This is a genomic window from Helicobacter sp. 11S02629-2 (genome assembly GCF_002272875.1).
Taxonomy (GTDB): domain Bacteria; phylum Campylobacterota; class Campylobacteria; order Campylobacterales; family Helicobacteraceae; genus Helicobacter_I.
The window spans coordinates 107,517-130,734 of the sequence record NZ_MLAN01000001.1; the positions used below are offsets into that span (position 1 = coordinate 107,517).

The window sequence follows — 23,218 nt, forward strand, 5'->3', positions numbered from 1 at the left end:
ACTATTTTCGCAACTTTAAGCGTGTATATTTAGACCTATAATTTTAAGCGTAAGCTTTGCATCTCTCACATAGACTAGGAGACTTAATGAATATACACGAGTACCAAGGTAAAACAATATTAAAAAAATATGGCGTAGAAGTTCCAAGAGGAGAAGTTGCTTTTAATGTAGAAGAAGCTAAAGAAGCAGCTAGAAGACTTGGTGGGGATTTATGGGTTGTAAAAGCTCAAATCCATGCTGGTGGAAGAGGTAAGGCTGGTGGTGTAAAGATAGCTAAGTCAGTTGATGATGTTGGCAGTTTAGCACATGAGATGCTAGGTAAGGTTTTAGTTACTCATCAAACTGGTCCAGAAGGCAAAAAGATAGGCAAAGTCTATATAGAAGAAGGCTTGCCTATGCAAAATGCAAAAGAGTTTTATATAGCTATAGTGTTAGATAGAACTTTAGAGATGCCTATCTTTATAGCTAGTACTGAAGGCGGTATGGAGATAGAAGAGGTTGCAGAAAAAAATCCAGAAAAGATAATAAAAGTACCTGTAGATCCAACTATAGGTTTTAGAAACTTTCACGCCTTAGAGCTTGCTTTAGGCTTAAAGATAGCAAAAGAGCACCAAGGTCACTTTGCAGAATTTGCCAGAGGACTATATAACGTATTTATAGGTGAAGACGCAGAGCAAGTAGAGATAAACCCTATGGTTTTTACAGATGATCATAGATTTGTAGCACTAGATGCAAAACTAGGCTTTGATAATAATGCACTTTATAGACATAGAGATATTTTAGAAATGAGAGACTTAAGCGAGGAAGAACCAAGTGAAGTTGAAGCTGGAAAGTATGGCTTAAGTTATGTAAAACTTGATGGAAATGTAGGCTGCATGGTTAATGGCGCTGGTCTTGCTATGGCTACTATGGATATTATTAAGTATGAAGGCGGTCAGCCTGCTAACTTCTTAGACGTGGGTGGTGGCGCTAGTCCTGAGACAGTTGCAAAAGGCTTTGAGATAATCTTGGAAGATAAAAACGTTAAGGCTATATTTGTAAATATATTTGGCGGGATAGTAAGATGCGACAGAGTTGCAAATGGAATCTTAGAAGCCACTAAGCTTACAAAAGTTGAAGTTCCTATCGTTGTAAGACTTGATGGGACTAATGCTAAAGAGGCCGCTACGATATTAGCTAAGGCTAATATAAAAAATCTAATCGTGGCTAGTGACTTAAGAGATGGCGCTAAAAAAGCAATAAACGCAATAAAATAAAATCTTCAAAAGGCGATTGATGAGCATATTAGTAAATAAAAATACAAAAATTATAGTACAGGGCTTTACAGGTAAAGAAGGAAGTTTCCATAGTGAGCAGTGCATTGCCTATGGAAGTAATATAGTAGGTGGTGTTACTCCAAACAAAGGTGGCACTACTCACTTAGATAAGCCAGTTTTCAACACAGTAAAAGAAGCAGTTAGTAAGACTGGAGCTACAGTAAGTATGATATTTGTCCCACCAGCTTTTGTGGCGGATGCCATTATGGAAGCGGCAAATGGCGGGATTAAGCTAGCAGTTGTTATAACTGAAGGTGCACCAGTTAGAGATATCATGTTTGCTAAGATGTATGCTAAAAAGCAAGGCATGGATATGCTTGGGCCAAACTGCCCAGGTATCATTACTAGTGAAGAGTGCAAGATAGGGATTATGCCGGGCTTTATTTTCAAAAAAGGTCCTAAAAATATAGGTCTTATATCAAAGTCTGGGACTTTAACTTATGAAAGTGCTAACCAACTAGTGACTAATGGACTAGGTATATCTACTGCTGTAGGTATAGGTGGAGATCCAATAATAGGTCTAAGTTATAAGCAACTACTACCACTTTTTGAACAAGATCCAGATACAAAAGCTATGGTTATGATAGGTGAGATAGGTGGAAGCCTAGAGATAGAAGCAGCTGAGTTTATAAAAGCTAATATTAAAAAGCCAGTAGTTGCCTTTATAGCTGGAGCCACAGCACCTAAAGGAAAAAGGATGGGGCACGCTGGAGCTATAGTTAGTGGTGGTAAAGGAACAGCTAAAGAAAAGATAGAAGCACTAAGAAGTGCAGGAGTGCATGTCGCAGAAAGTCCTGCAGAGATTGGCACTAAGATGTTAGAGATTTTAAAGTAACCCAAAAACCCAAAAATTAAAGGATAGACAATGTCTGCAGCGATTCCAGAAAACACGCCCGTATGGGTTAATGAAGCAAGATGCAAAGCTTGCGATATATGCGTATCAAGGTGCCCAGCGGGTGTGCTTGCCATGGTGCTAGATCCACATAAAGTATTAGATAAGATAGTAAAAGTATTACACCCTGAAAGCTGTATAGGATGCATGGAGTGCGAGTTGCACTGCCCTGACTTTGCTATATCAGTAGCAGATAGAAAGCAGTTTAAGTTCGCCAAAACTAGCAAGGAAGCTCAAGAAAGAGCAGAGCGAATTAAAGCAAATCACTTTATGACAATAGAATAATTAGAGGAAGACTAATGCGAGAAATAATTTCAGGTGGAAATGAGCTAGTAGCTATGGGTGCAATTGATGCAGGTTGTATGTTTTATGGGGGCTATCCCATAACACCATCTTCAGATATCATGCATGAGATGAGTGTGATGCTACCAGGACGTGGTGGTACTTTTATACAGATGGAAGATGAGATAAGTGGGATCTCTGCTTCTTTAGGTGCATCTATGAGTGGAGTTAAAGCTATGACTGGAAGCTCAGGGCCTGGTATCTCACTTAAGGCTGAGCAAGTTGGTTTAGGTTATATGGCAGAGATTCCTTTGGTTATAGCAAACGTTATGCGTCTAGGGCCTTCAACTGGTATGCCTACTAGGGTAGGGCAAAGCGATGTAAGCTTTGCTAAGCATCCAACCCATGGTGATTATAAGTCCATAGCTGTAGCACCTGGTACTTTAGAAGAAACTTATACAGAAACAGTTAGAGCTTTTAACTTAGCTGAGCGTTTTATGCAGCCAGTATTTTTACTTATGGATGAAACTATAGGGCATATGTATGGGAAGGCTGTAGTGCCGGATTTAAAAGATATACAAAAAACTATAATCACTAGAAAACGCTTTGAAGGCGACCCAAAAGACTATAAACCTTATGGAGTAAAGATAGATGAGCCAGCAGTACTAAACCCTTTCTTTACTGGTTATAAAAACCATATAACTGGGCTTCACCACGGACCTATAGGTTTCCCAACTGAAGATGCCAAAGAAGGACAGTTTTTAATAGATAGGCTTTTTAATAAAATAGAAGCACATATGGATGAAGTAACTAAGAATGAAGAGCTTAACTTAGAAGGTGCAGATATAGCAATAATTGCTTATGGGTCTGCAAGTCTTTCTGTAAAAGAAGCTTTTAAAGAGATGGAAAAAAATGGTGGCATAGGTAAAAAAGTAGGACTTTTTAGACCTATCACTCTTTGGCCAAGTCCTGAAAAAGAACTAGCTAAGCTTGGCAAGAACTTCAAAAAAGTATTAATGATAGAGCTTAATAAAGGTCAGTACCTTGAAGAAGTAGAGCGCATTTTAGAGAGAAAAGTTGAGTTTATGGGGCGTGCTAATGGTAGAACTATATCGCCTTTAGAAATAATAGAAAAATTAAAGTCTATGTAAAGGAAGATTCTATGGCATTTAATTATGATAAATATTTAAGAACAGAAAAGTTACCAACTTTGTGGTGTTGGGGTTGTGGTGATGGAGTTATATTAAAGTCAATTATTCGGGCGATTGATGCAGTCGGCTGGGATATGAAAGATGTATGTGTGGTTAGTGGTATAGGCTGTAGTGGGAGGATGAGTTCTTATGTTAACTGTAATACAGTTCACACCACTCATGGTCGTGCCCTTGCTTATGCAACTGGTATCAAACTTGCCCATCCAGAAAAACATGTAATAGTAGTAGGGGGGGATGGCGATACTTTAGCTATAGGTGGGAATCACACAATACACGCTTGCAGAAGAAACATAGACTTAAACCATGTTTTAGTTAACAACTTCATCTATGGACTTACTAACTCTCAAACTTCTCCTACAACTCCAAAAGGTTTTTGGACAGTTACAGCACAAACTGGCAATATAGATAATGACTTTGATCCTTGCAAGCTTGCAGAGGCTGCAGGAGCTACTTTTGTAGCTAGAGAAAGTGTACTAGACCCTAAAAAACTAGAAAAGATCTTCATAGAAGGATTCCAACATAAAGGCTTTAGCTTCTTTGATGTTAACTCAAACTGCCATGTAAACCTCGGTAGAAAAAACAAGATGGTAGAAGCTACAGACATGCTTAAGTGGATAGATTCTAGACTAGTGCCAAAAAGCAAGTTTGAAGCACTAAGCGATGAAGAAAAAGTTGGTAAGTTCCCAACTGGTATCTTAAAACATGATGATAGTCTTGAAGAGTACTGCACAGCTTATGAAGGTGTGAGACAAAAAGTTATGGCTAAAGGAGGTCACTAATATGGATCAGTTAAGATTTACAGGTGTTGGTGGACAAGGGGTACTTTTAGCAGGTGAGATTCTAGCTGAAGCTAAGATTAGAGATGGTGGCTATGGGCTTAAGGCTTCAACTTATACTAGTCAAGTTAGAGGTGGGCCTACTAAGGTTGACATACTTTTAGATAATGAAGAGATACTTTATCCTTACGCGATTGATGGTGAGATAGAGTTTATGCTTTCAGTTGCACAGATGAGCTATGACATTTTTAAAGGTGGCGTTATGGAAAAAGGTATCATCATCATAGAGCCTAACCTTATAACTCCAACTGAAGAAGATAGAAAGAAGTTTAAGATCTATGAGATACCAATAATCACTATAGCTAAAGAAGAAGTAGGGAATGTTGTAACTCAGTCAGTTGTAGCCTTGGCTATCACCGTCACTATGACAAACTGCGTTAAAAAAGACGTGGTTATAGAAACTATGCTTAGCAAAGTCCCTGCAAAAGTAGCAGATGTTAACAAAAAAGCCTATGAGATAGGTGAAAAGTATGCCTTAAAAGCTTTGGGTAAATAAAGTTTTATTAAAACTTATATATAAACTTATTGCATTAAAAGCTAGCTTACTAAACAGCTAGCTTTATTAAATATGTAGAAAAATTGACATTTTACATTGACTTTGGTTCTAGCAAAAAGTAGAATTGATTCCACTAAAAAAGGTAGCTTTTAAAGTAAAACTTACTTAAGCTAAGCTTAAAAATACAATATATTAAGGAATCTAAATGTCTAAAAGACAGTTTGCTTTAGCAAGCCTGCTACTACCTAGCTTTTTGCTAGCAGACCATGAGTTTAAGCCAGGAGAGTCAAACTTTCCAGTTACTACTTCTTCACTTGGAAAAGTTACAACTGATACTGATAATACAGGCACGCTTTTGCTTCAAACTTCAAACATTAGTTTTAGCAATATAGGCACAGAAGATAAAAAGATAAAAGGTATAGAGTTTAAGCACTCTGCTTCAACTACCTTAAGTGGTCTTAATGGAACAATATATACATACGGTATAACTGGGAATAGTAATCAAAATGTTTTAGCTGCAGATTCCATCAATGTGGATAGCCTTTTAACATTTACTGGAAACATACAAGCATATAAACTAACTGCCACAAAAGCTAATCTAACAAATGCTTCTATAACCCCACCTCAAGCTAACAATAGAAGAGAAAACAGTGTTACTATATCTGAGCTAACTATGAGTGGTGGCAAAATAACAACTGATAGTTTTACTAGTGATAAATCAATATCTTTAAGTAGTACAGCTAGTATGGATTTGAAATCAAGAGATTTACCAGCTTCAAGTTCTACTGCGGTTGATGCTTTTAAAAACTCTCCAATATTGACTATAGAAAAAGCTACTTTAGATAACTCATCTATTAGTGTTGATGGAAAGATAGAGGCAAATGAGGGTGGGCAAGTCTATCTAACTCTTAAAAATGGCTCTAGCGTAACTGCTCACTCTATAACCGGTGCTAATAAGTTAGTTACAGTTGGTGGAAGTAGTGCTAATACAAACAAACTAACTATAGAAGATATTAATAATAACGATACAGATAATCTTGTAGATACTAGCTTTTTTGGTTTTGATCTAAGTCCTTTTACTACTATAAATACTCAGGGCAATTTTATTAATGCTGATGCCAATAATGGCACCTTTTATTTCAGCACAACCAATGATACTTTTAATATAGCAACTATTACTTCTACAAAAGCTGAGATCAAACTACAAAAGATACAAATAGATTCCATTTCATCTACAGATTCCAAAACCCACTTTACAAACTTCTTAAAAGATAAAGCTGGTATAGTAAACAAAGGTGATGAAGTAAATAAAGCACTTTTATTAAAGTCAAGCTTTCTTAGCTCAGCTACTGGCATCACTATAGCTGGAACTAAGATAGCTGATAGCTATTTTGGAGAAACACTTCATAATGTAAAAGATATAAGCGGGACTGATAAGGGCACTTATAAGCTAGGAAGTCAAAAACTTGCATCTAACTTTACTTTTGTAGACTTTCATCTAGGCAAAAAAGAAACTGGTGGAAGTAATAACGTTTTAGATTTACTAGCTAAGTATAACTCTCAAGGCCTTTATAATCTTATAGAAAGCCCTAAGCCCGCACTAGAAGAGCCAGCTAACCAACCAAGCCCAGCACCAAATGACAAAGAAGATAAAGAAGCCCCAGAAGCCCCAGCCAAGCCAGAAGATCCAAAAAACCCAGTAGAAGCACCTAAGGAAGATAATCCAAATCCAAATGATAAACCCCTATCAAAGGCTGGTTTGGATGCTATCCTTCAAAGTCATAAGATAGAAGATAATATCAAAAAGCTAGCTTTAAGGATAGGTTCTTTTGGTGATGGAAGGGATGTAGATTTTACATCGCCTAGCGGCAGGGTTTATACTAAGCTTGCTTTTTTAGAAGGTAGCAAACAAGAACAAAGGGATGCTGCAAGAAGCATGTTACATGATCTTTTACCTAATGATATAGATAACTCTCTTCAAAACTACGCCTTAGAATCTGAAAGTGCGATATCTCAAGCACTAGATTCCATAGTGGCTAACTCTATGCTTGCTAACTCCTTAAAAGGTATAGACTTAAAAAAGCTAAAAAAACTAAGATTTGCAAGTAATGCACCCTTAGTTCTTCCTTACCTCAAAGACAAGACTAACGAAGTCTACGCCCAAGTACTCTATCAAAACATAACTCAAAGAGCCAGAGAAGATGTAAAAGGCTATAACTCTAATACTTTTGCTTTTTTAGCTGGGTTTAATCAAAGAGTGCTTAACTTTATTATAGGCTATAACGTGGGCTATGCTACCTCACGCACTAGCTTTAATTCTAACTTTAATACTCTAAACTCAAGAGTGTATATCTATTCACTTGATAGTGGCTTTACCTATCAAGCAAGTCTAGGCTATAGCCTGCATGCTATAAGTAGCACTAGGAATCAAGCCAGTCTTAATGCTAAGGCAAATGCTAGCTACTTTGCTAATGAGTTTAACTCCTCTTTACTTCTAGGCTATAGGTTTAATATAAATAAGCACTCTTTACTACCAGCTTTTAAAGCAACTTATATAAGCCTTGCACAAAGACCATATGAAGAAAGTGGAGACTTTGGGTTAAAGGTAGATTCTAAGTTTCAGCAAGCCTTGCTTCCTAGCCTTGGTATAAGCTATAGCTATAGTGTGCTTGATAACCTTAAACTTAGTGCGGGTGCTTTTATATTTTATGACCTTCTTTCAAAGTCTGTAGCTAATAATGTCTCTTTTTTAGATGAAGAGATAAGCTTTAATGTAGTAAGCCTTGCTAATACACCTCTTGGAGGCAACGTAAATGCAAGCATAAAGTATGATATAAATTCTAGTAATAATATATCACTTAGCTATCTTGGCACTTTTAAAGAAGCCCTTATCGCTACTGCTTTTAGCTTTAGGTATGGCTATAAGTTTTAAAAGCCTAGCTTTTTTGCTAGAATCAAGGCTTATAAAACACCTTAGCCTATAGGACTTCTACATGTCACAACATCCTTCAAAAAGCAACCATTTTATAGATGATAGCAAACTCCCAAAAGTCTTAAAGCAGCATAAACTTAGCGAGCAAGACTACAAAGAGATAAAGGCTATCTTGGGGCGGATTCCAAACTTCTTAGAGCTTGGAATCTTTTCTGCGATGTGGAGTGAGCACTGTAGCTATAAGTCAAGTAGGAAGTATCTAAAGGGGCTTTTTGTGGAGGCAACTCAGGTGGTGCAAGGTCCCGGAGAAAATGCCGGGATAATTGACCTAGGAGATAATCTCTGTGCAGTCTTTAAGATGGAATCTCACAACCACCCAAGCTTTATAGAGCCTCACGCAGGGGCTGCTACTGGAGTTGGGGGTATTATGAGAGATGTGTTTACTATGGGGGCTGACTTGCTAGCAAGTCTAAACTTTTTATGCTTTGGAGATATAGAATCTAAAAGCATGAAAAAGCTTCACACTAGGCTAGTTTCTGGTGTAAGCGAAGGCATAGCCCACTATGGAAACTGCATGGGCGTGCCAACTATCGCAAGCAAAAGCCTTTTTGAGCCTTGCTATAATGGCAACATATTAGTTAACGCCTTTAGCCTAGGTCTAGTTGAAAGAGATAAAATCTTTTATGCAAAAACTACTAATGCAAAAAATACTAATGCAAAGAATACTAATGAAAGTAACTCTACTATAGAAAGCCCAGTGATTTATGTAGGAAGTAAGACTGGAAAAGATGGTCTTGGTGGGGCTGTGATGAGTAGTGATAGTTTTGGAGAAGATTCCAAGTCTTTAAAGCCAACTGTGCAAATAGGCGATCCTTTTACTGAAAAGCTATTACTTGATGCCTGCTTAGAAGTCTTTAACAAAGATCTAATCATAGGTATACAAGATATGGGCGCAGCTGGTCTTACAAGCTCTAGCTTTGAGATGGCATCCCGTTCAGAATCTGGTATGAGACTAGATCTTGATAAAGTGCCTATGAGAGAAGAGGGGATGAGTCCTTATGACTTAATGCTTAGTGAAAGTCAAGAGAGGATGCTTTTAGTCGCTAAAGCTGGCAAGGAAGAAGAAGTACTTAAGATATTTGAAAGCTATGAGCTTTCAACTGCGATAATTGGCAAAGTGACTAACACTAAAAGTATGGAGCTTTACTGGCATGGTGAGTGTGTATCAAGCATGCCTATAGCTGCAGTCACTGAAAACGCACCTATGTTAGAGCGTGCTTTAAAACACCCAGACTACTTAGACAAGGTAGCAAGTTTAGATTCTAGTGTGTATGAGAATCTAGATCTAAGTGAGTGCCTTAAAAAGCTTTTAAGCAGTCCTGAGATAGCCAATAAAGCTTATATCTATGATCAGTTTGATGATAGTATAAAGGCTTCTACCTTAAAAGGCTGTGCAAGTCTTAATGATCCAGTTATAGCCCTCCCACGCAACATGTATAAAAATGCAAATAATGCTAGCAAAGCCCTCTCTATGGCACTTCGCTGCTACCCTAGGAAAAACTATCTTAATCCAAAAGAGGGCGTAAAACAAGCCATATTAAACGCTGCACTTGGCTTAGCTATAAACTCTGCAAAGCCCTTAGCGATAACTGACTGCTTAAACTTTGGCAGCCCAGAAAACCCTAGCGTCATGTGGCAGTTTAAAGAAAGCATAGAAGGCATAAAAGAAGCTTGCATAGCACTAGATACACCTGTAGTTAGTGGTAATGTCTCTTTATATAATCAAAGCGTAAGCGAAGAAGGTAGTAAAGATATCTATCCAACTCCAAGCATAGTTATGGTAGGGCTTGCAAGTGATAAGACGAAAGTTTTGCCAGATCACTTTGTGGGTGAAAGCACTACGCTTTGTGTGATAGGAGACTTAGAAGCCTTGCAAGCTACAAGCATGGAATCTAAGTTTGCAGGGGCTAGCTTACAAAAGATCTTGAGAGAAAAAGTAAGTGGAAGCCTAAAAAGCTTTGATGTGAGCAAGCATAAGGCTATGGTAGATTTTGTATTAGAAGCAACTAGGAGTAAACTTTTACTTAGTGCGTTAAATGTAGAAGAAGGCGGCTTGGCGGTAGCTATAACCAAGATGGCTATAAAGTCACAGTTTGGCTGTATGGTGAAGACTTCAGTTGTAAAAGAGGGGTTTGAAAGTATAAATCTTTTTGCAGAAAACACTCCTTTAGTGCTTTGTGAGCTAAGTCGCACAGGTGAAGAAGCACTCTGTGAGCTTGCTTCAAAGCATCATGTGCCATTAAGCTTTATAGGCGTGACTAGTGGGGAAGCTTTAATAAGTATAGATTCTATAAATATTAGCCTAGATGAAGCTAGGACACTTTATAACAAAGGCTTTATAGATACTTTAGCTTAGAATCTTGGCTTAAATATTAGTCTTGTTTTAGTGCCTTGCTTTGCTGTTTGATACTAGAAGAGTAGGGCTAGTAAAAAATATAGCAAGTATAAAAGTAGCAAGTTAGATAAAAGATCTTTAAAGCACTTACTAGCTTTTAACTTTTAGTACTTTTTATCTAGGGTCATAGCAAGCATAAAGATGAGAACTTTTATAGAATCTAGTTTTATCTCCTTAACTTGCAGGCCTTAAGCTTGTAGAAAGCGTTTCTTTTTTGGACGTTAAAAACCATCTTTATCTTTATAAGCTTTACTTTTACACATGGCATGATCTTCATTAACCTTACATTATTTAACTTTTATCTCAAAAAAATATAAAAAAACCAGCTTTTATTCTCAAAATGCATCCAAAAGTAGTAAGATTCCACTAGGTGAAATTTAAGGGTAACCTATAAACCAACTAAAGGAAGGTAACAATGGACACTAGAGAACAAATAAGTGAACTACACGCTGAAGCAGACGGAAGCCCAAAAACTACTAGTAGCCATGGCCATGAACATGGAGTTGATGACTATGACTATATGAAAGCAGTTAACGCATATAGGAAAACTTTTGCTAGCAAACAAGATGTTTTAGATCAAACACCAGACCCGGCAGTAAGAGAGATGTTGCTTTATCTAACTGAAAAAGGCATATCTACTCCTTTTGATAGATTTGATAGTCAAAAACCTCAGTGCGGATATGGGTTGTCAGGGATTTGTTGTAAAAACTGCAACATGGGACCTTGTAAGATAACTAAAAAAAGCCCTAAAGGTGTGTGTGGGGCTGATGAAAATATCATCGTTTCAAGAAACATGCTTAGAGCTATAGCTGGTGGTACTGCAGCACATGGTATACATGCTAGAGAAGTTATACTAGCTTTAAAGTTTGCAGCACAAGGCAAGCTAGATCTACCAATACTTGGTGAAAATGTACTAAGAGAAGTAGCACCCGGACTTGGTGTTGAAAACTCTGAGAAAAAAGGGCTAAAAGAGTTAGCTATAGAAGTAGCTGATGCTTTATTAGAAGACTTATCAAGAACTAGCCCTGATGAGTATAAAGTTTTGAAAGCTTTTGCACCAGCAGAGCGTCAAAAAGTATGGGAAGAAATGGATGCTATACCTATCTCTGCTTATCATGAAGTTTTTGAAGCCTTACATAGAAGTAATGAAGCAACAGATGGCGACTGGAGAAATATAATGAAACAGTTCACAAGATGTGGGCTAACTTTCTTATTCTCAACTGTTGTAGCGCCTGCTCTTGCTACTGATATCTTATTTGGCTTACCTACAAGAAAAATGTCAAGGGTAAACGTAGGTGCACTAGAAGAAGGCTATGTAAACATAGCAGTTCATGGTCACTTACCAGTGCTAATAAGTAAAGTCATCGAGCTTGGTAGAAGCCAAGAGTTTGTCGACCTAGCTAAGTCAAAAGGTGCAAAAGGCATCAAGTTTTATGGAATCTGCTGTACTGGACTTACTTCAATGTATAGATTTGGAGATGTAGTGCCTTTATCTAACTCAGTAGGTGCTGAACTTGTGCTTGGTACTGGTGCACTAGATTGCTGGGTGGCTGATATACAAGATGTTTTCCCGGGCATTATGGAAGTTGCAAAATGCTTTAAAACTACAGTTATCACAACAAGTGACTCTGCAAGGCTTATAGGTGCTGAACACTATGCTTATGACCATCACCATAGCAACGTTGCAGACACTGATAAGATAGCTAGAAAAATTATGAATAGAGCTATAGAAAGCTATGTAGATAGACGTGATGTAGAAGTACGTATACCAAAATATGAAGTTAACGCACTAGTAGGTTTTACTTCTCAAAATGTAGCTGAAACTTATGGTGGTTTTGAACCTTTAGCTAATGCTATAAAAGAAGGAAAAATCCTAGGTATAGTTAACCTAGTAGGCTGTACTAACCCAAGGGTGATTTATGAAAAAGCAGTTTATGATATAACTAAAAAACTTATCGCAAACAACATCTTAATCACAACTAATGGCTGTGCTTCTTTCCCTATGCTAAAAATGGGTCTTTGTGATCCAAGTGCTAGCAAGTTTGCAGGTGAAGGCTTAAGAGAGTTTGTAGAAGCTAAAGGTCTTCCTCCAATCTGGCATGTTGGTGAGTGTGTAGATAACACTAGATCAGTTGAGATATTTGGCGGCGTGGCTTCAGTCTTTGGTAAAGAGATGATGGAGATGCCTTTTGCTATGTCAAGTCCAGAGTGGGCGAATGAAAAAGGTATAGGTGCATCTTACTGCTTTAGACTTTTAGGTATGGATACCTTCCACTGCGTGCATCCGCCAGTATATGGTGCACCAGAAGTTATGGACGCTGTGCTACACCCTAAAGCTTTAGGCTCTACTATGAACGTAGATACAGACCCACTAGCCTTAGCTGATAAAATCATCGCTAACCTAAAATCTAAAAGAGCAAAACTTGGATGGGTTGTTGACACTAAAGTAGAAGCTTAGTCCTAGTGTCTCTTTTGGTACCTTGTGCATTTTCAAAATGTAAGACTTTTTAGATAAAAGTCTTACATTGTTTTCTCCTATAAGCAGGCCTTGGCTTGCTTAGATTTTATATCCATTTTTTATATATATTTTATATCTTAACTTTATAGACAAGTTTTGTAAGTCTATATTTTAGACCTTAAACCCTGCCTAAATACAAAGCTTTAAAGACTAGCTTAGAATCTTTCTACCCCGCCAACTATAAGACTTTGTGCCTCTTTTGCATAGAGTAATAGATGTAAGCTTATATCTTTTATATCTTCTAGCTTAGGAAAGCTAAAAAGTGCCATATCTGCTAACTTACCACTTTGTAAGCTGCCATTTTCTAGTCTTAAAGCAAGGGCAGCTTTGCAAGTTACGCTTTGAAGTAGTTTTATGGCTAAAGATTCTAAGTTAGTAGGATTTAAAGCTATGCTTGTAAAAAATGCAGCCCTTAACTCATCTAGCATATTTAGATTTATATTAGAGCTTTTTCCATCAGTGGCTACTATCTCATTAAGCCCCATTTTTTGATTTAAAAGAAGATTTGACCTTGGACAAGAGACAATCTTGCCTTTACTTAGAATCTTTTGCAACACACTTTCATCAGCTTGCAAGCAGTGCACAAAAAGGCAGTCTAGGTCATAAAAAGATTCTAAAAAACCTTCAACGCTAAAGTTTGGCTTTGGATTAGAGATGTGTAAGATATCTTCATAGAAGTGCTTGAAAAAGCCGCTACTAGATTCTAACCACTCTAGTTCTTCTTTGCTTTCTAGGAAGTGAGTGCTTACGAGTAAGTTTAGATTCCTAGCTAGATTTAGAGTGTATTCTAAAAGCTCTTTACTTATAGAGTAGGGTGAGTGCACGGCAAGACTTGGGATAAACATAGCACTTTTATGACTTAAGCTAGTTTCTAGCCTTTTAGCAAGGGCATCTATTTGAGATTGCAACTCAGTAATATTAGCCCCTAAAACTTCACTAAAGTAGACTGTTCTTAGACCAGATTCTAAAAGTGTGTTTAAGTCCATGTCATAGCTGCTAATAGCCCCTATAGTCCCAACTCCACTTTTTTTACTCTCGCTTATAGCTTCTTTTATAGCCTTGCTTGCATCTTTTAAAACCTCACCTCTGTTGCCAATCACACTTTCTAGCCAAGCCCCAAAGCTTCCATATCTAAACTCACCACTATTTTTACTAAACTCAAAATGCACATGGGCGTTTATAAAAGCAGGCGTAAGGATGGAATCTTTATAAAAGCTTTTATCCTCTGTCTTTAAACTTAAAGCTTCATAACTTCCAACTTCTACTATCTTATCGCCTTCATAAAGCACAGCGCCATTTTCTAGTATGGAAAAACTCTCATCAGCAGTTAGTACGTATCTTGCACCTAGTAGTTTCATAAGCTTAGCCTTTATGTTTGATGTATTCTTCTTGTAGTATATGTTTTAAAGCAGATGATAAGGCTTCTTTAGTTTGATCTAGCTCTAGCTTATCACACCATATCTTTATACTTGCTGCTACATAGTCTTCTTCAAAGCTAGTTATATCTACTTTATAGCCCTTTTCTTGGACTACGTTTTTAAGTGTCGCTAGAGTAGCTTTTAGATTCTCTTTTATAGAATCTAGATTTGTTTCATAAGGTAGCTTTAGGTTATAAGTCACTTCTTCTATGGATAAAATCTCATTTACTCCAGAGTTTATGATAGTTGAGTTTGCTGCGGCGTTATTAGGCATCGTTACTATTTTGCCATCGTCAGTTTTTAAGATAGTAGTGAAAAGATTTATAGCTTGCACTACCCCTTCAGTGCCTCCTATCTTTATAGTATCTCCTTTTTTATAAGGCCTTAAAACTATTAGTATGATACCGCCTGCAACTGAAGAAAGTGAGTTTTTTAAAGCTAGGGCTATGGCGACACCTATGGTACCAAGCAGGGCGATTATTGAAGCTATCTGCACGCCTAGGGCACTAAGGACGGCAATGCCTGCTATTACAAGGATGATGGCACTTGCTGCCTGAGAGATGAAGTTAGCTAGGATTTCGTCATTATTTGTAGCTTTATTAACTACGTGAAAGATACGCTTTTTAACTATCCTAGCTAGATAAAGCCCAACTATTAATATAACAATAGCCTTCAATATAGCTAGACCTAAAAGCTCTCCTGTGCTTAAAGCTTTACTTAATAATGCCTGCGAATCCATTTTTAACCTTTAAGTTTTCTTAATTATAAATCAACATAAGCTATACTTATCTAACTCTTATAGTAATTGTAGAGTATATCAAGGAGATAATATGTTTAAATTAAGAAATTTACCTAATCCAGTTAACGCTTTTAAAGATTTTTATAGTGAAGAAGCTTTTTCTTACCACCACGGCAAGCATCACCAAGCCTACGTAACTAATCTAAATAATCTAATAAAAGGCACAGACTACGAAAACGCAAAACTTTATGACATTATAGAAAAATCAAGTGGCGGCCTTTTTAATAATGCTGCACAGATCTATAATCACGACTTTTTTTGGGACTGCTTTGCCCCACTAGAAGGAAGCCCTAATAAAGGCGGTTGCTTAAAATGTCTAAGTGATGAACTTAAAAAAGCTATAGATTCTAAGTTTGGCTCATTTGATAAGTTCAAAGAAGAGTTTTTAAAATCCGCCACTACACTTTTTGGCTCAGGCTGGGCTTGGCTAGTTTATAACCTAGACACTAAAAGCTTAGAGTTAGTTCAAACCACTAATGCACAAACCCCTATCACTGAGCACAAAGTACCACTTTTAGTAGTTGATGTATGGGAGCACTCTTACTACATAGACTATAGAAACTTGCGTCCTAGCTATCTAGAAAAGTTTTTTAATCACATAAACTGGGCGTTTGTAAGCCAAGCTTATGAGTGGGCACTTAAAAATGGCAAAGGCACAGTTGCTTTTTATATCGATTCTATACACAAAGAAGAAAGATAAAAGCTTTAAGGCTTTTATGTGTAGACTTAGCTTACTTTGAAGTAGTCACATATTACTACAAGCCTGTTTAGACAGGCTTGTGTCTTAGAAAGCAACTTTTATATTTTAAAACACATGTGTATATCCAAAAGTGTATATATAGTTTCCTAAGACAACACTATTATCGCTATTGGTATAACTTACTAAAACAGGTGAAACTACCGTTACCCCAAGACTTATGATATTTTTACCAACCTTTTTGCCTGGTAGGTACTCAATGCCAAAATTACCAGTATATATAAATGAATTTCTATTTTGTATTTGATTGGCATTTGAAAAACCATTTAATCCGCTAAAAGAAATGGTGAATCCATTGTTAGAGGTGATGGAAGATGGCCTACTAAGACCATCAAAAACAGTTTGCACTCCTGATCCTCCTCCTACATATAAGCCCCACTTTCTAGTAAAGTTATAGTAAAAGTCTATATTTGCTAGCAATGAGTTAATCATCCATTCAGGGCCTACAGAAAAGCTATCACTTAGATAGAATCTCATTCCTATATATTTTGTAAAGGCTACTTGATAGCCAAGACGTAAGCCAAGTAATGCACCAGGAGCACTCCTATTTGAGTAAGAATCAGCACTTTGATAAGAGATACCTGCATCTATGCCAAAAAGTACACCACTAATTTTAGCCCTTTCCCCACCATGCACACTAACTCCTTGATCGTCATCACTGTTAAGAATGGTTACAGTAGGGTTTGTTTGAGTTGTAGGGTTTGCACTACTTGTCTGTTCTGGTAGATTAAGCCCTTGTTGACTGCAAAGAAATGATCCGGGATGATCTTGTGAAGGTAGACATATTAAACTAAAAGGTTTTAACTCATCCGCTTTTAAAATACTGCTACTTAGACTAAGTAAGGCTATTAGCGTAAATGAGCTAGCCAGTGCATATTTTTTCATTATTTCTCCTTAAAGTGTTTTTTGTTTTAAAATAAACTTGGTATGTTTGATTTGACTTGTGCATCTAAGTCTTGTGATAAGGTTATATTTGTTTTATTTAACAAATATTAACTTTTTTAGTTTTTATATTTGTAGATGCGGGAATATTATAAGCCGTTTTTTTTTTTTTTTAATTAAAGTAAGCTTAAAGTTGGATTTTTACTAAGTGCAGTACTTATTCTTATTAAAAATTAGTAAAAAAGTTTTTATTTAATCTTTGCTTGCTTGTATAAAAACTTTTTTCTTTTATCTTTAGTATGAGAAGTGAAGGCGTTATGGAAGATGCTAGGAGAAAAGTAGTATCCTTGTAAAGCAGCTTACTCAAATCTTTCTCTATGCCACTTTTTATAACATACTAAAATTTAAACATTAGCTTATCACACTAGACTTATGCCTTCTTAGTATATGACATAGTAGGGATTACCATGCCTTGCCTATGAAGACATATTATGAAGGCATCTTGCAGTGACATTTAATTAATAGTCCTATTTATAATTACCATGCATTAAGATATTTATAGACCTTAGTTTTACTAAGTAAAAGCGCTTTAGTATTTTTTAATCTTTCATACTTTCTAGCTCAGCTTCCAAAAAGGCCTTCCATCTATCTTTATCTAATACCTTGGCAGTTATAAAGATATCTTTATCGCCTCTTCCACTTACATTTACCACTATGTTTTTATCTTTAACTTTTTTACATACTTTGATGCATCCTGCTAGTGCGTGGGCAGATTCTAAGGCTGGGAGTATGCCTTCATTTTTAGCAAAAAACTCTAAGGCGTATAAAGCTTCTTTATCCCTAGCGTAGATAAACTCTACTCTTTTTTTCTTGCCTAAATTTGCAAGCTGAGGACTTATACCGCCATAATCAAGCCCTGCTGATATAGAGTGAGTTAGCTCTAATTGACCATTTTTATCTTGTAAGAAAAAGCTTTTATAGCCTTGGGCTATGCCAACTTTTGCATGGCCATTCATCCTCATAGCGTGCTCACCTTTTTTATCACTAAGTCCACCTGCTTCAACGCCTACTAGATGCACTTTTTTAGATTCTATATAGTGGCTAAAAACACCCATGGCATTACTCCCGCCACCAACACAGGCTATAACGTAGTCTGGCTTGCCTTTAAAGTAGGCCTTAGTTTGTTTTAAAAGCTCTTTACTTATGATGCTTTGTGCATCACGCACCATGTCTGGATATGGACTTGGCCCAAGGGCACTGCCTAGTACATAAAATATATTTTTAGAATCTTTACTCCACTCACGCAAGGCTTCATTAACAGCGTCTTTTAGCGTCTTTTCACCACTTTCTACGCTTACTACTTTAGCCCCAAAACGCTCCATTATAAAGACATTAGGTCTTTGACGCTTTATATCTACACTGCCCATGTATATAACACACTCCATACCTAGATATGCACAAGCACTGGCAGTTGCAAGCCCATGCTGCCCAGCACCAGTTTCGGCTATAACTTTCTTTTTGCCCATCTTTTTGGCTAGTAAGACTTGGGCTAGGGCGTTATTAATCTTATGGGCTCCTGTGTTTGCTAGGCCTTCAAATTTAAGATAGATGTTGTTTTTAAGTAGTTTTGAGGCATTTTTAGCGTGTATTAAAGGAGTAGGGCGAGAGATAAAGTTTTTATGTAAGAATCTAAGTTCTTTTTGAAAAGCTTTGGTTTGAAAGATAGTTTTATAAGCAACTTCAAGCTCACTTAAAGCAACATATAAAATCTCAGGTATATAACATCCCCCAAAGTCTCCAAAGTACCCATCCAAACTTTTTAAACTCTTTGGTAAACTTTTACTTAAGTTGCTTGAAGTTTTATCCTTAAGTATCGCGTTTTTCTTTTTCTCAATCTTTTTTGTGTCGTTCATAAATATCCTTTTTAACTACATTTTATCAAAAAGCTTGAAAGTAAAAGAGGTTTTGCTTCTAAAAAGCAAGCCTAAGAAGGTAAACTTAAGATTTTAGTAGGAGTTTTTAAAGATGGATGTTACTTCAGCCTTTGATCTAAGCAAGCCTATAGGCAACATAGAAGTTTTTAGTACAATAGTTGTTGTAGTTGTAATCTGTGCTGTGATCTTTTTGATACTTAGAAGTATAAAACCTTGAATGTTTTAAATGTGAACAAAAGGCCTTTGTAGTTATGAATCTAGCCTTATTTGGCGGTAGCTTTGATCCGGTGCATAAGGGGCATAATAAGTTAGTAAGACTTGCTTTAAAAAGCTTAGATATAGACTTGCTAGTTATCATGCCAGCTTTTTGTAATCCCTTTAAGGATAAAACACTTTTAGATTCTAAGACTAGATTAAGGCTTTGTAAAAAGGCTTTTTCTAGTTTTGATAGGGTAGAAGTTAGTGACTATGAAGTTCTAAAAAAAGATAAGTCTTACACCATAGACACAGTTAGATACTTAAAAGAGAAGTTTAAGCCTAAAAAGTTTTATCTTTTATTAGGCGAAGATAATCTTAAAAGTTTAGAAAGCTGGAAAGACTATAAAGACTTAAAAAAGCTAGTAAGTTTTGTAGTCTTTAGCAGACATGGATATGAAGAAGTTAGTAGAGATTCTAAGTTTATCTATATAGATATGGATGAAGATATAAGCTCTAGCTCTATAAGAAAAAGACTAGAAAGTATAAAAAAAGACCTCTGGGAAGAGGAGATATTAAAATCACTAGGAGAAAATATGGACTATTTAGAAAGCATAAAGACAGTTTTAGAAGATAAAAAAGCAAGCAATGTAGAAGTGTTAAACTTAAAAGATAAAGACTATATAAGTGACTATGTAGTAGTAGCAACTGCTATGGCACCAAAACATGCAGAAGGTCTACTAAACTACTTAAAAGATGACTTAAAGCCAAAAGGAGCAAAGTTTTACGCAGTAGATGATAGTAATAGCGAGTGGATAATAGCAGACCTTGGAGAGATAATAGTACACATACTAACTGAAGAGTATAGAAATAAATACCAACTAGAAGACTTTTTAAAAGAAGAGTTTTTAACTAGAAAGTAGCCATGCAAGATAGTGTTAATGCAGATTCTAAGCCAGTAGATTCTAAGATGATAAATCCCAAGATAGAAGAAAACCTTAAAGAGACCTTGCTTATACGCCTTCCAAACTGGTTAGGTGACTGCGTTATGCTAACTCCTACTTTAGAGCTTTTAAAAAAGCACTTTGAAGTAGTTTTAGTTGGTAACAAGCTTGTTTTAGAGCTTTTTAGCTGTGATAGTTTTATAAAAGAGCTAGTTATAGATAGCACTAAAGAAGATTCTAAAAAGCATAGATTTAAGCTTTTAGCAAGGATTAAAGCTACTATAAGTCTTGCTAAAAGCCTTAAAAAAAAGCATAACTTCAAATACGCTATAACTTTTCAAAATGCCTTTTTTTCAGCCCTCTTACTACGCTTTAGCTCTGCTAAAGTTAGGATAGGCTACTCTGGATTAAGAAGCTTTTTACTAACTCATCCTATAAAAAAAGCACTAGGCAAAGCACCAGTTTGCAAGCATCAAGTTTTAAGCTATGCAAGCTTACTAACTCCACTTGCAAGCTTGCTAGACTTAGAATCTAAAAACCTTAAAAGTCCCCTTTATGACACCGCTTTAATGAGTAAAAATCAAGCCTTAATATATGAAAATCTAGGAGCTTTAAGACTAAAAGTAAGAAGTAAAAAGCAAGATAGTTTAGATACTAAGATCTTAGGACTTTCTTTTGGGGCGTCCTTTGGCATTTCAAAAAGGTGGCCTTTAGAGTACTACGCTGAGCTTGCAAGCTACTTTTTATCTAAAGGATATGAAGTTAGGCTTTTTGGTGCTTTAAGTGAAAAAGACTTAGGCGATAGACTAGAAGCTTTAATCACTAAAAACGCTAGCAACCTTAAGTCTTTAAATAACTTAGTTGGAAAAACTACTATAAAAACTTTAATAGATTCTATAAATGAGTGCAGTGTACATGTTGGCAATGATAGTGGAAACTCCCACATAGCAGTAGCTTTAAGTGTGCCTTCTATATCCTTTTATGGTCCAACTCCTTCAAGGTGGGGCTACCCTTGGCATGTAACTAGTAAGGGTGCTGATGCTGGAGTGGATGAAGATGATCATACTTTTTTAGGAAGATTTATAGCCATTAGAAAAAAAGAGCTTCCTTGTCTTGGCTGCAAGCAAAGAATCTGCCCTCTAAAACATCACAACTGCATGAAGCTTATAACTCCAGATGAAGTTATAGACTTAAGTAACTATCTAGTTAGCCACAACTTTTAATAAATTTAGATGGCTTAGTGCGTCTTTTTTAAGGCTAGGATTTTTAAGCATATCTAGCAAGTCAAAAGTAACTATGCACTTGGCATTTTTATACTCTAAAATCTTCCCTAAGGCATCTTTTAACTCCAAACCAAAAAGGCTTTTTGCAAGAAGGCTTCCAAAAAATATGGCGTACTTTTTGTTTTCTAGTTCAGATTCTAAGTAGGGCTTACAAGTTTTGATATTGCTTTCTAAAGGCTGCGTTGTGCCACACTTTACTAGGCTTAAAAAGCAAGTCTTGCTAGGGTCTAGCTTGTATATATTTTGTGCTATGTTTTTTAAAGTGAGATTTATCTTAGTATCACTTAAACTCCCATCTTTTTCTAGACTTAAAGTTGGTGCTATAAAAGCAAAGCTTGATTCTATATTTGAGCCTTCTAGATTCAAGCTTGGGCAAGGCTTAAAGCTATTAGACCTTTCGCAAAGCTTGCAGTTTAAAATCTTATCTCTTAGACTTATGCTAGCTTGATTAGTAGTTTCTTCTTGCATAGCCTTAGAATCTAAAGACTTTAAACTAGCCCCTTGCTTTGAAGTGCTTTGTGCTTCTTTTAAAGTCTTGCCATCTTTAGTGCTTATATACTCAACTCCTAAGCTTTCAAGCTTATAGAGTTTTTCTAAGGTCTTTAATTTTTCTAAGTAAGAAGACATCTAGCTTAGCTTTTAATCTACTTTTTACCCATTTTTTCCATGCGTGGGTTAAGCATGTTTTCTGGTTTAAGTAAGGAATCTAGTTCTTCTTTTTTTAGATAGCCATGTTCTAGCACTAAGTCATAAACGCTTTTACCAGTTTTAAGTGCTTCTTTTGCGATGGAGGCTGAGACTTCATAGCCAAGCACTGGGTTTAGTGCTGTTACTATACCTATTGAGTGAAGCACTAACTCTTTGCACCTTTCTTCATTAGCTGTGATTCCAACTATGCACTTATCAACTAAGGTTTTAAAGGCGTTATTCATCATCATGATAGATTCTAAGATCCTAGAAGCGATAACTGGCTCAAAGACGTTTAGTTGGAGTTGTCCTTCAAGGGCAGCTAGCGTTACAGTTACATCATTACCTATAACTGCAAAACAGACTTGATTTACTACTTCTGGGATAACTGGGTTTACTTTGCCCGGCATTATAGAGCTTCCGGGTTGCATCTTAGGAAGATTTATCTCATTAATCCCAGTTCTAGGACCACTGCTTAATAGTCTTAAGTCATTACATATCTTAGATATTTCACCTGCTACTCTTTTTAAAACCCCACTTATTTGAACATAAGCACCTGTATCTTGTGTAGCTTGGATTAGATCGTGGGCTATCTTATAGTCTCTTCCAGTTATCTCTCTAAGGTATTTTTCTACGGTGTGTTTATATTTTGGGTGAGAGTTTATACCTGTGCCTATAGCAGTTCCGCCAAGGTTTATCTCTAAAAGTAGCTTATCTGCTTCTGCCACTCTGTGTATGCAGTTTTCAACCGAACTTGAAAAGGCGTGAAACTCCTGTCCTAAGGTCATAGGAACGGCATCTTGAAGCTGGGTTCTGCCCATTTTTATAACGTGCTTAAACTCTAAAGACTTTTTATAAAAAGCCTCTTTTAAGACTTGCATCGTATCTCTTAGCACAAGGCTTCTTTCATAGATAGCCATTCTTAAAGCTGTAGGATAGGTGTCATTAGTTGATTGAGAAAGGTTTACGTGGTCATTTGGATGGCAGTACTTATACTCACCTTTTTTATGTCCCATGATTTCTAAAGCGACATTTGCTATAACTTCATTTACGTTCATATTAGTAGAAGTTCCAGCACCACCTTGGATGATGTCTACTACAAACTGATCATGAAACTTACCAGCAAGGATTTCATCACAAGCTTTAACTATGGCATCTTTGATTTTAGAATCTAAAAGCCCTAACTCAAAGTTAGCTAGTGCTGCTGCTTTTTTTACTTGAACAAAAGAGCGAACTAAGAAATCATAAAAGCCTATATTTCTACCTGAAATGTGAAAGTTATTAAGCGCTCTAAAAGTTTGCACTCCATAATAGCAACTATTATCAATCTCTAATTCACCTATAAAATCATGTTCTATTCTAGTACTCATTTTATCTCCAA

The 23,218-nt window shown here is 36.5% G+C and carries 19 protein-coding genes; 13 read left to right on the plus strand and 6 right to left on the minus strand.

All coding sequences use genetic code 11. From position 1 onward, the window contains the following. Window positions 1-86: 86 nt before the first annotated feature. The 9 genes from sucC to cooS all read left to right on the plus strand — a co-directional run bounded on the left by sucC (window position 87) and on the right by cooS (window position 12,878). A complete protein-coding gene (gene sucC / locus BKH40_RS00495) occupies window positions 87-1,256 on the plus strand; it encodes an ADP-forming succinate--CoA ligase subunit beta (protein WP_095275860.1) in 1,170 nt (389 codons plus the stop codon). Window positions 1,257-1,275: 19 nt separating this feature from the next. Beyond that, window positions 1,276-2,151 carry a succinate--CoA ligase subunit alpha gene (gene sucD, locus BKH40_RS00500; protein ID WP_095275862.1) on the plus strand — a complete coding sequence of 292 codons (876 nt, stop codon included), beginning with the start codon at window positions 1,276-1,278 and terminating at the stop codon, window positions 2,149-2,151. 30 nt (window positions 2,152-2,181) lie between these two features. Then, window positions 2,182-2,493 carry a 4Fe-4S binding protein gene (locus BKH40_RS00505; protein ID WP_095275864.1) on the plus strand — a complete coding sequence of 104 codons (312 nt, stop codon included), beginning with the start codon at window positions 2,182-2,184 and terminating at the stop codon, window positions 2,491-2,493. A 14-nt stretch (window positions 2,494-2,507) separates the two neighbouring features. After that, window positions 2,508-3,641, plus strand: a complete 1,134-nt coding sequence (locus BKH40_RS00510) for a 2-oxoglutarate synthase subunit alpha (protein ID WP_095275866.1) — start codon at window positions 2,508-2,510, stop codon at window positions 3,639-3,641. Window positions 3,642-3,652: 11 nt separating this feature from the next. Next, window positions 3,653-4,480 carry a 2-oxoglutarate ferredoxin oxidoreductase subunit beta gene (locus BKH40_RS00515; protein ID WP_095275868.1) on the plus strand — a complete coding sequence of 276 codons (828 nt, stop codon included), beginning with the start codon at window positions 3,653-3,655 and terminating at the stop codon, window positions 4,478-4,480. Window position 4,481: 1 nt separating this feature from the next. Then, on the plus strand, window positions 4,482-5,033 hold the full coding sequence (locus BKH40_RS00520) for a 2-oxoacid:acceptor oxidoreductase family protein (protein ID WP_095275869.1): 552 nt from the start codon (window positions 4,482-4,484) through the stop codon (window positions 5,031-5,033). Between the two features lie 205 nt (window positions 5,034-5,238). Next, window positions 5,239-7,965, plus strand: coding sequence for an autotransporter outer membrane beta-barrel domain-containing protein (locus BKH40_RS00525; RefSeq protein ID WP_095275871.1), 2,727 nt, complete (start codon window positions 5,239-5,241; stop codon window positions 7,963-7,965). Window positions 7,966-8,026: 61 nt separating this feature from the next. After that, window positions 8,027-10,381, plus strand: coding sequence for a phosphoribosylformylglycinamidine synthase subunit PurL (purL, locus tag BKH40_RS00530; RefSeq protein WP_095275873.1), 2,355 nt, complete (start codon window positions 8,027-8,029; stop codon window positions 10,379-10,381). 454 nt (window positions 10,382-10,835) lie between these two features. Continuing rightward, window positions 10,836-12,878, plus strand: a complete 2,043-nt coding sequence (cooS, locus tag BKH40_RS00535) for an anaerobic carbon-monoxide dehydrogenase catalytic subunit (protein ID WP_095275874.1) — start codon at window positions 10,836-10,838, stop codon at window positions 12,876-12,878. Window positions 12,879-13,093: 215 nt separating this feature from the next. Here the strand turns inward: cooS and BKH40_RS00540 are convergent, their stop codons facing one another. Further along, window positions 13,094-14,296 carry an aminofutalosine deaminase family hydrolase gene (locus tag BKH40_RS00540; protein ID WP_095275876.1) on the minus strand — a complete coding sequence of 401 codons (1,203 nt, stop codon included), beginning with the start codon at window positions 14,294-14,296 and terminating at the stop codon, window positions 13,094-13,096. A 4-nt stretch (window positions 14,297-14,300) separates the two neighbouring features. After that, window positions 14,301-15,095, minus strand: coding sequence for a mechanosensitive ion channel domain-containing protein (locus tag BKH40_RS00545; protein WP_095275878.1), 795 nt, complete (start codon window positions 15,093-15,095; stop codon window positions 14,301-14,303). A gap of 91 nt (window positions 15,096-15,186) precedes the next feature. Between BKH40_RS00545 and BKH40_RS00550 the strand changes: the two genes are divergently transcribed. Then, the gene (locus BKH40_RS00550; protein WP_095275880.1) at window positions 15,187-15,855 is read left to right on the plus strand and encodes a superoxide dismutase; all 669 of its coding nucleotides are present in this window, start codon (window positions 15,187-15,189) and stop codon (window positions 15,853-15,855) included. Window positions 15,856-15,960: 105 nt separating this feature from the next. Here the strand turns inward: BKH40_RS00550 and BKH40_RS00555 are convergent, their stop codons facing one another. Beyond that, window positions 15,961-16,797 (minus strand): hypothetical protein, encoded by an 837-nt coding sequence (locus tag BKH40_RS00555; protein ID WP_095275882.1) that lies wholly within the window; start codon window positions 16,795-16,797, stop codon window positions 15,961-15,963. Window positions 16,798-17,393: 596 nt separating this feature from the next. After that, window positions 17,394-18,707, minus strand: a complete 1,314-nt coding sequence (gene trpB, locus BKH40_RS00560; protein WP_095275884.1) for a tryptophan synthase subunit beta — start codon at window positions 18,705-18,707, stop codon at window positions 17,394-17,396. A gap of 112 nt (window positions 18,708-18,819) precedes the next feature. Here trpB and BKH40_RS08910 point away from each other — a divergent pair, with 112 nt between their 5' ends. From BKH40_RS08910 to waaF, 3 genes are read left to right on the plus strand one after another with little or no spacing between them, the layout of a single operon-like run. Further along, window positions 18,820-18,945, plus strand: a complete 126-nt coding sequence (locus BKH40_RS08910) for a hypothetical protein (RefSeq protein ID WP_257842460.1) — start codon at window positions 18,820-18,822, stop codon at window positions 18,943-18,945. 34 nt (window positions 18,946-18,979) lie between these two features. Beyond that, window positions 18,980-19,846, plus strand: coding sequence for a nicotinate (nicotinamide) nucleotide adenylyltransferase (nadD, locus tag BKH40_RS00565; RefSeq protein ID WP_095275886.1), 867 nt, complete (start codon window positions 18,980-18,982; stop codon window positions 19,844-19,846). Window positions 19,847-19,848: 2 nt separating this feature from the next. After that, window positions 19,849-21,090, plus strand: coding sequence for a lipopolysaccharide heptosyltransferase II (waaF, locus tag BKH40_RS00570; protein WP_095275888.1), 1,242 nt, complete (start codon window positions 19,849-19,851; stop codon window positions 21,088-21,090). Here waaF and BKH40_RS00575 read toward each other — a convergent pair. Both BKH40_RS00575 and aspA read right to left on the minus strand, forming a co-directional pair. Next, the gene (locus BKH40_RS00575; protein ID WP_095275890.1) at window positions 21,070-21,777 is read right to left on the minus strand and encodes a uracil-DNA glycosylase family protein; all 708 of its coding nucleotides are present in this window, start codon (window positions 21,775-21,777) and stop codon (window positions 21,070-21,072) included. The two genes, waaF and BKH40_RS00575, sit on opposite strands and share 21 nt — an antisense overlap. 17 nt (window positions 21,778-21,794) lie before the next feature. After that, entirely contained in the window at window positions 21,795-23,207 is a 1,413-nt protein-coding gene (gene aspA, locus BKH40_RS00580) for an aspartate ammonia-lyase (RefSeq protein ID WP_095275891.1), read from the minus strand. Between the last annotated feature and the right edge of the window lie 11 nt (window positions 23,208-23,218).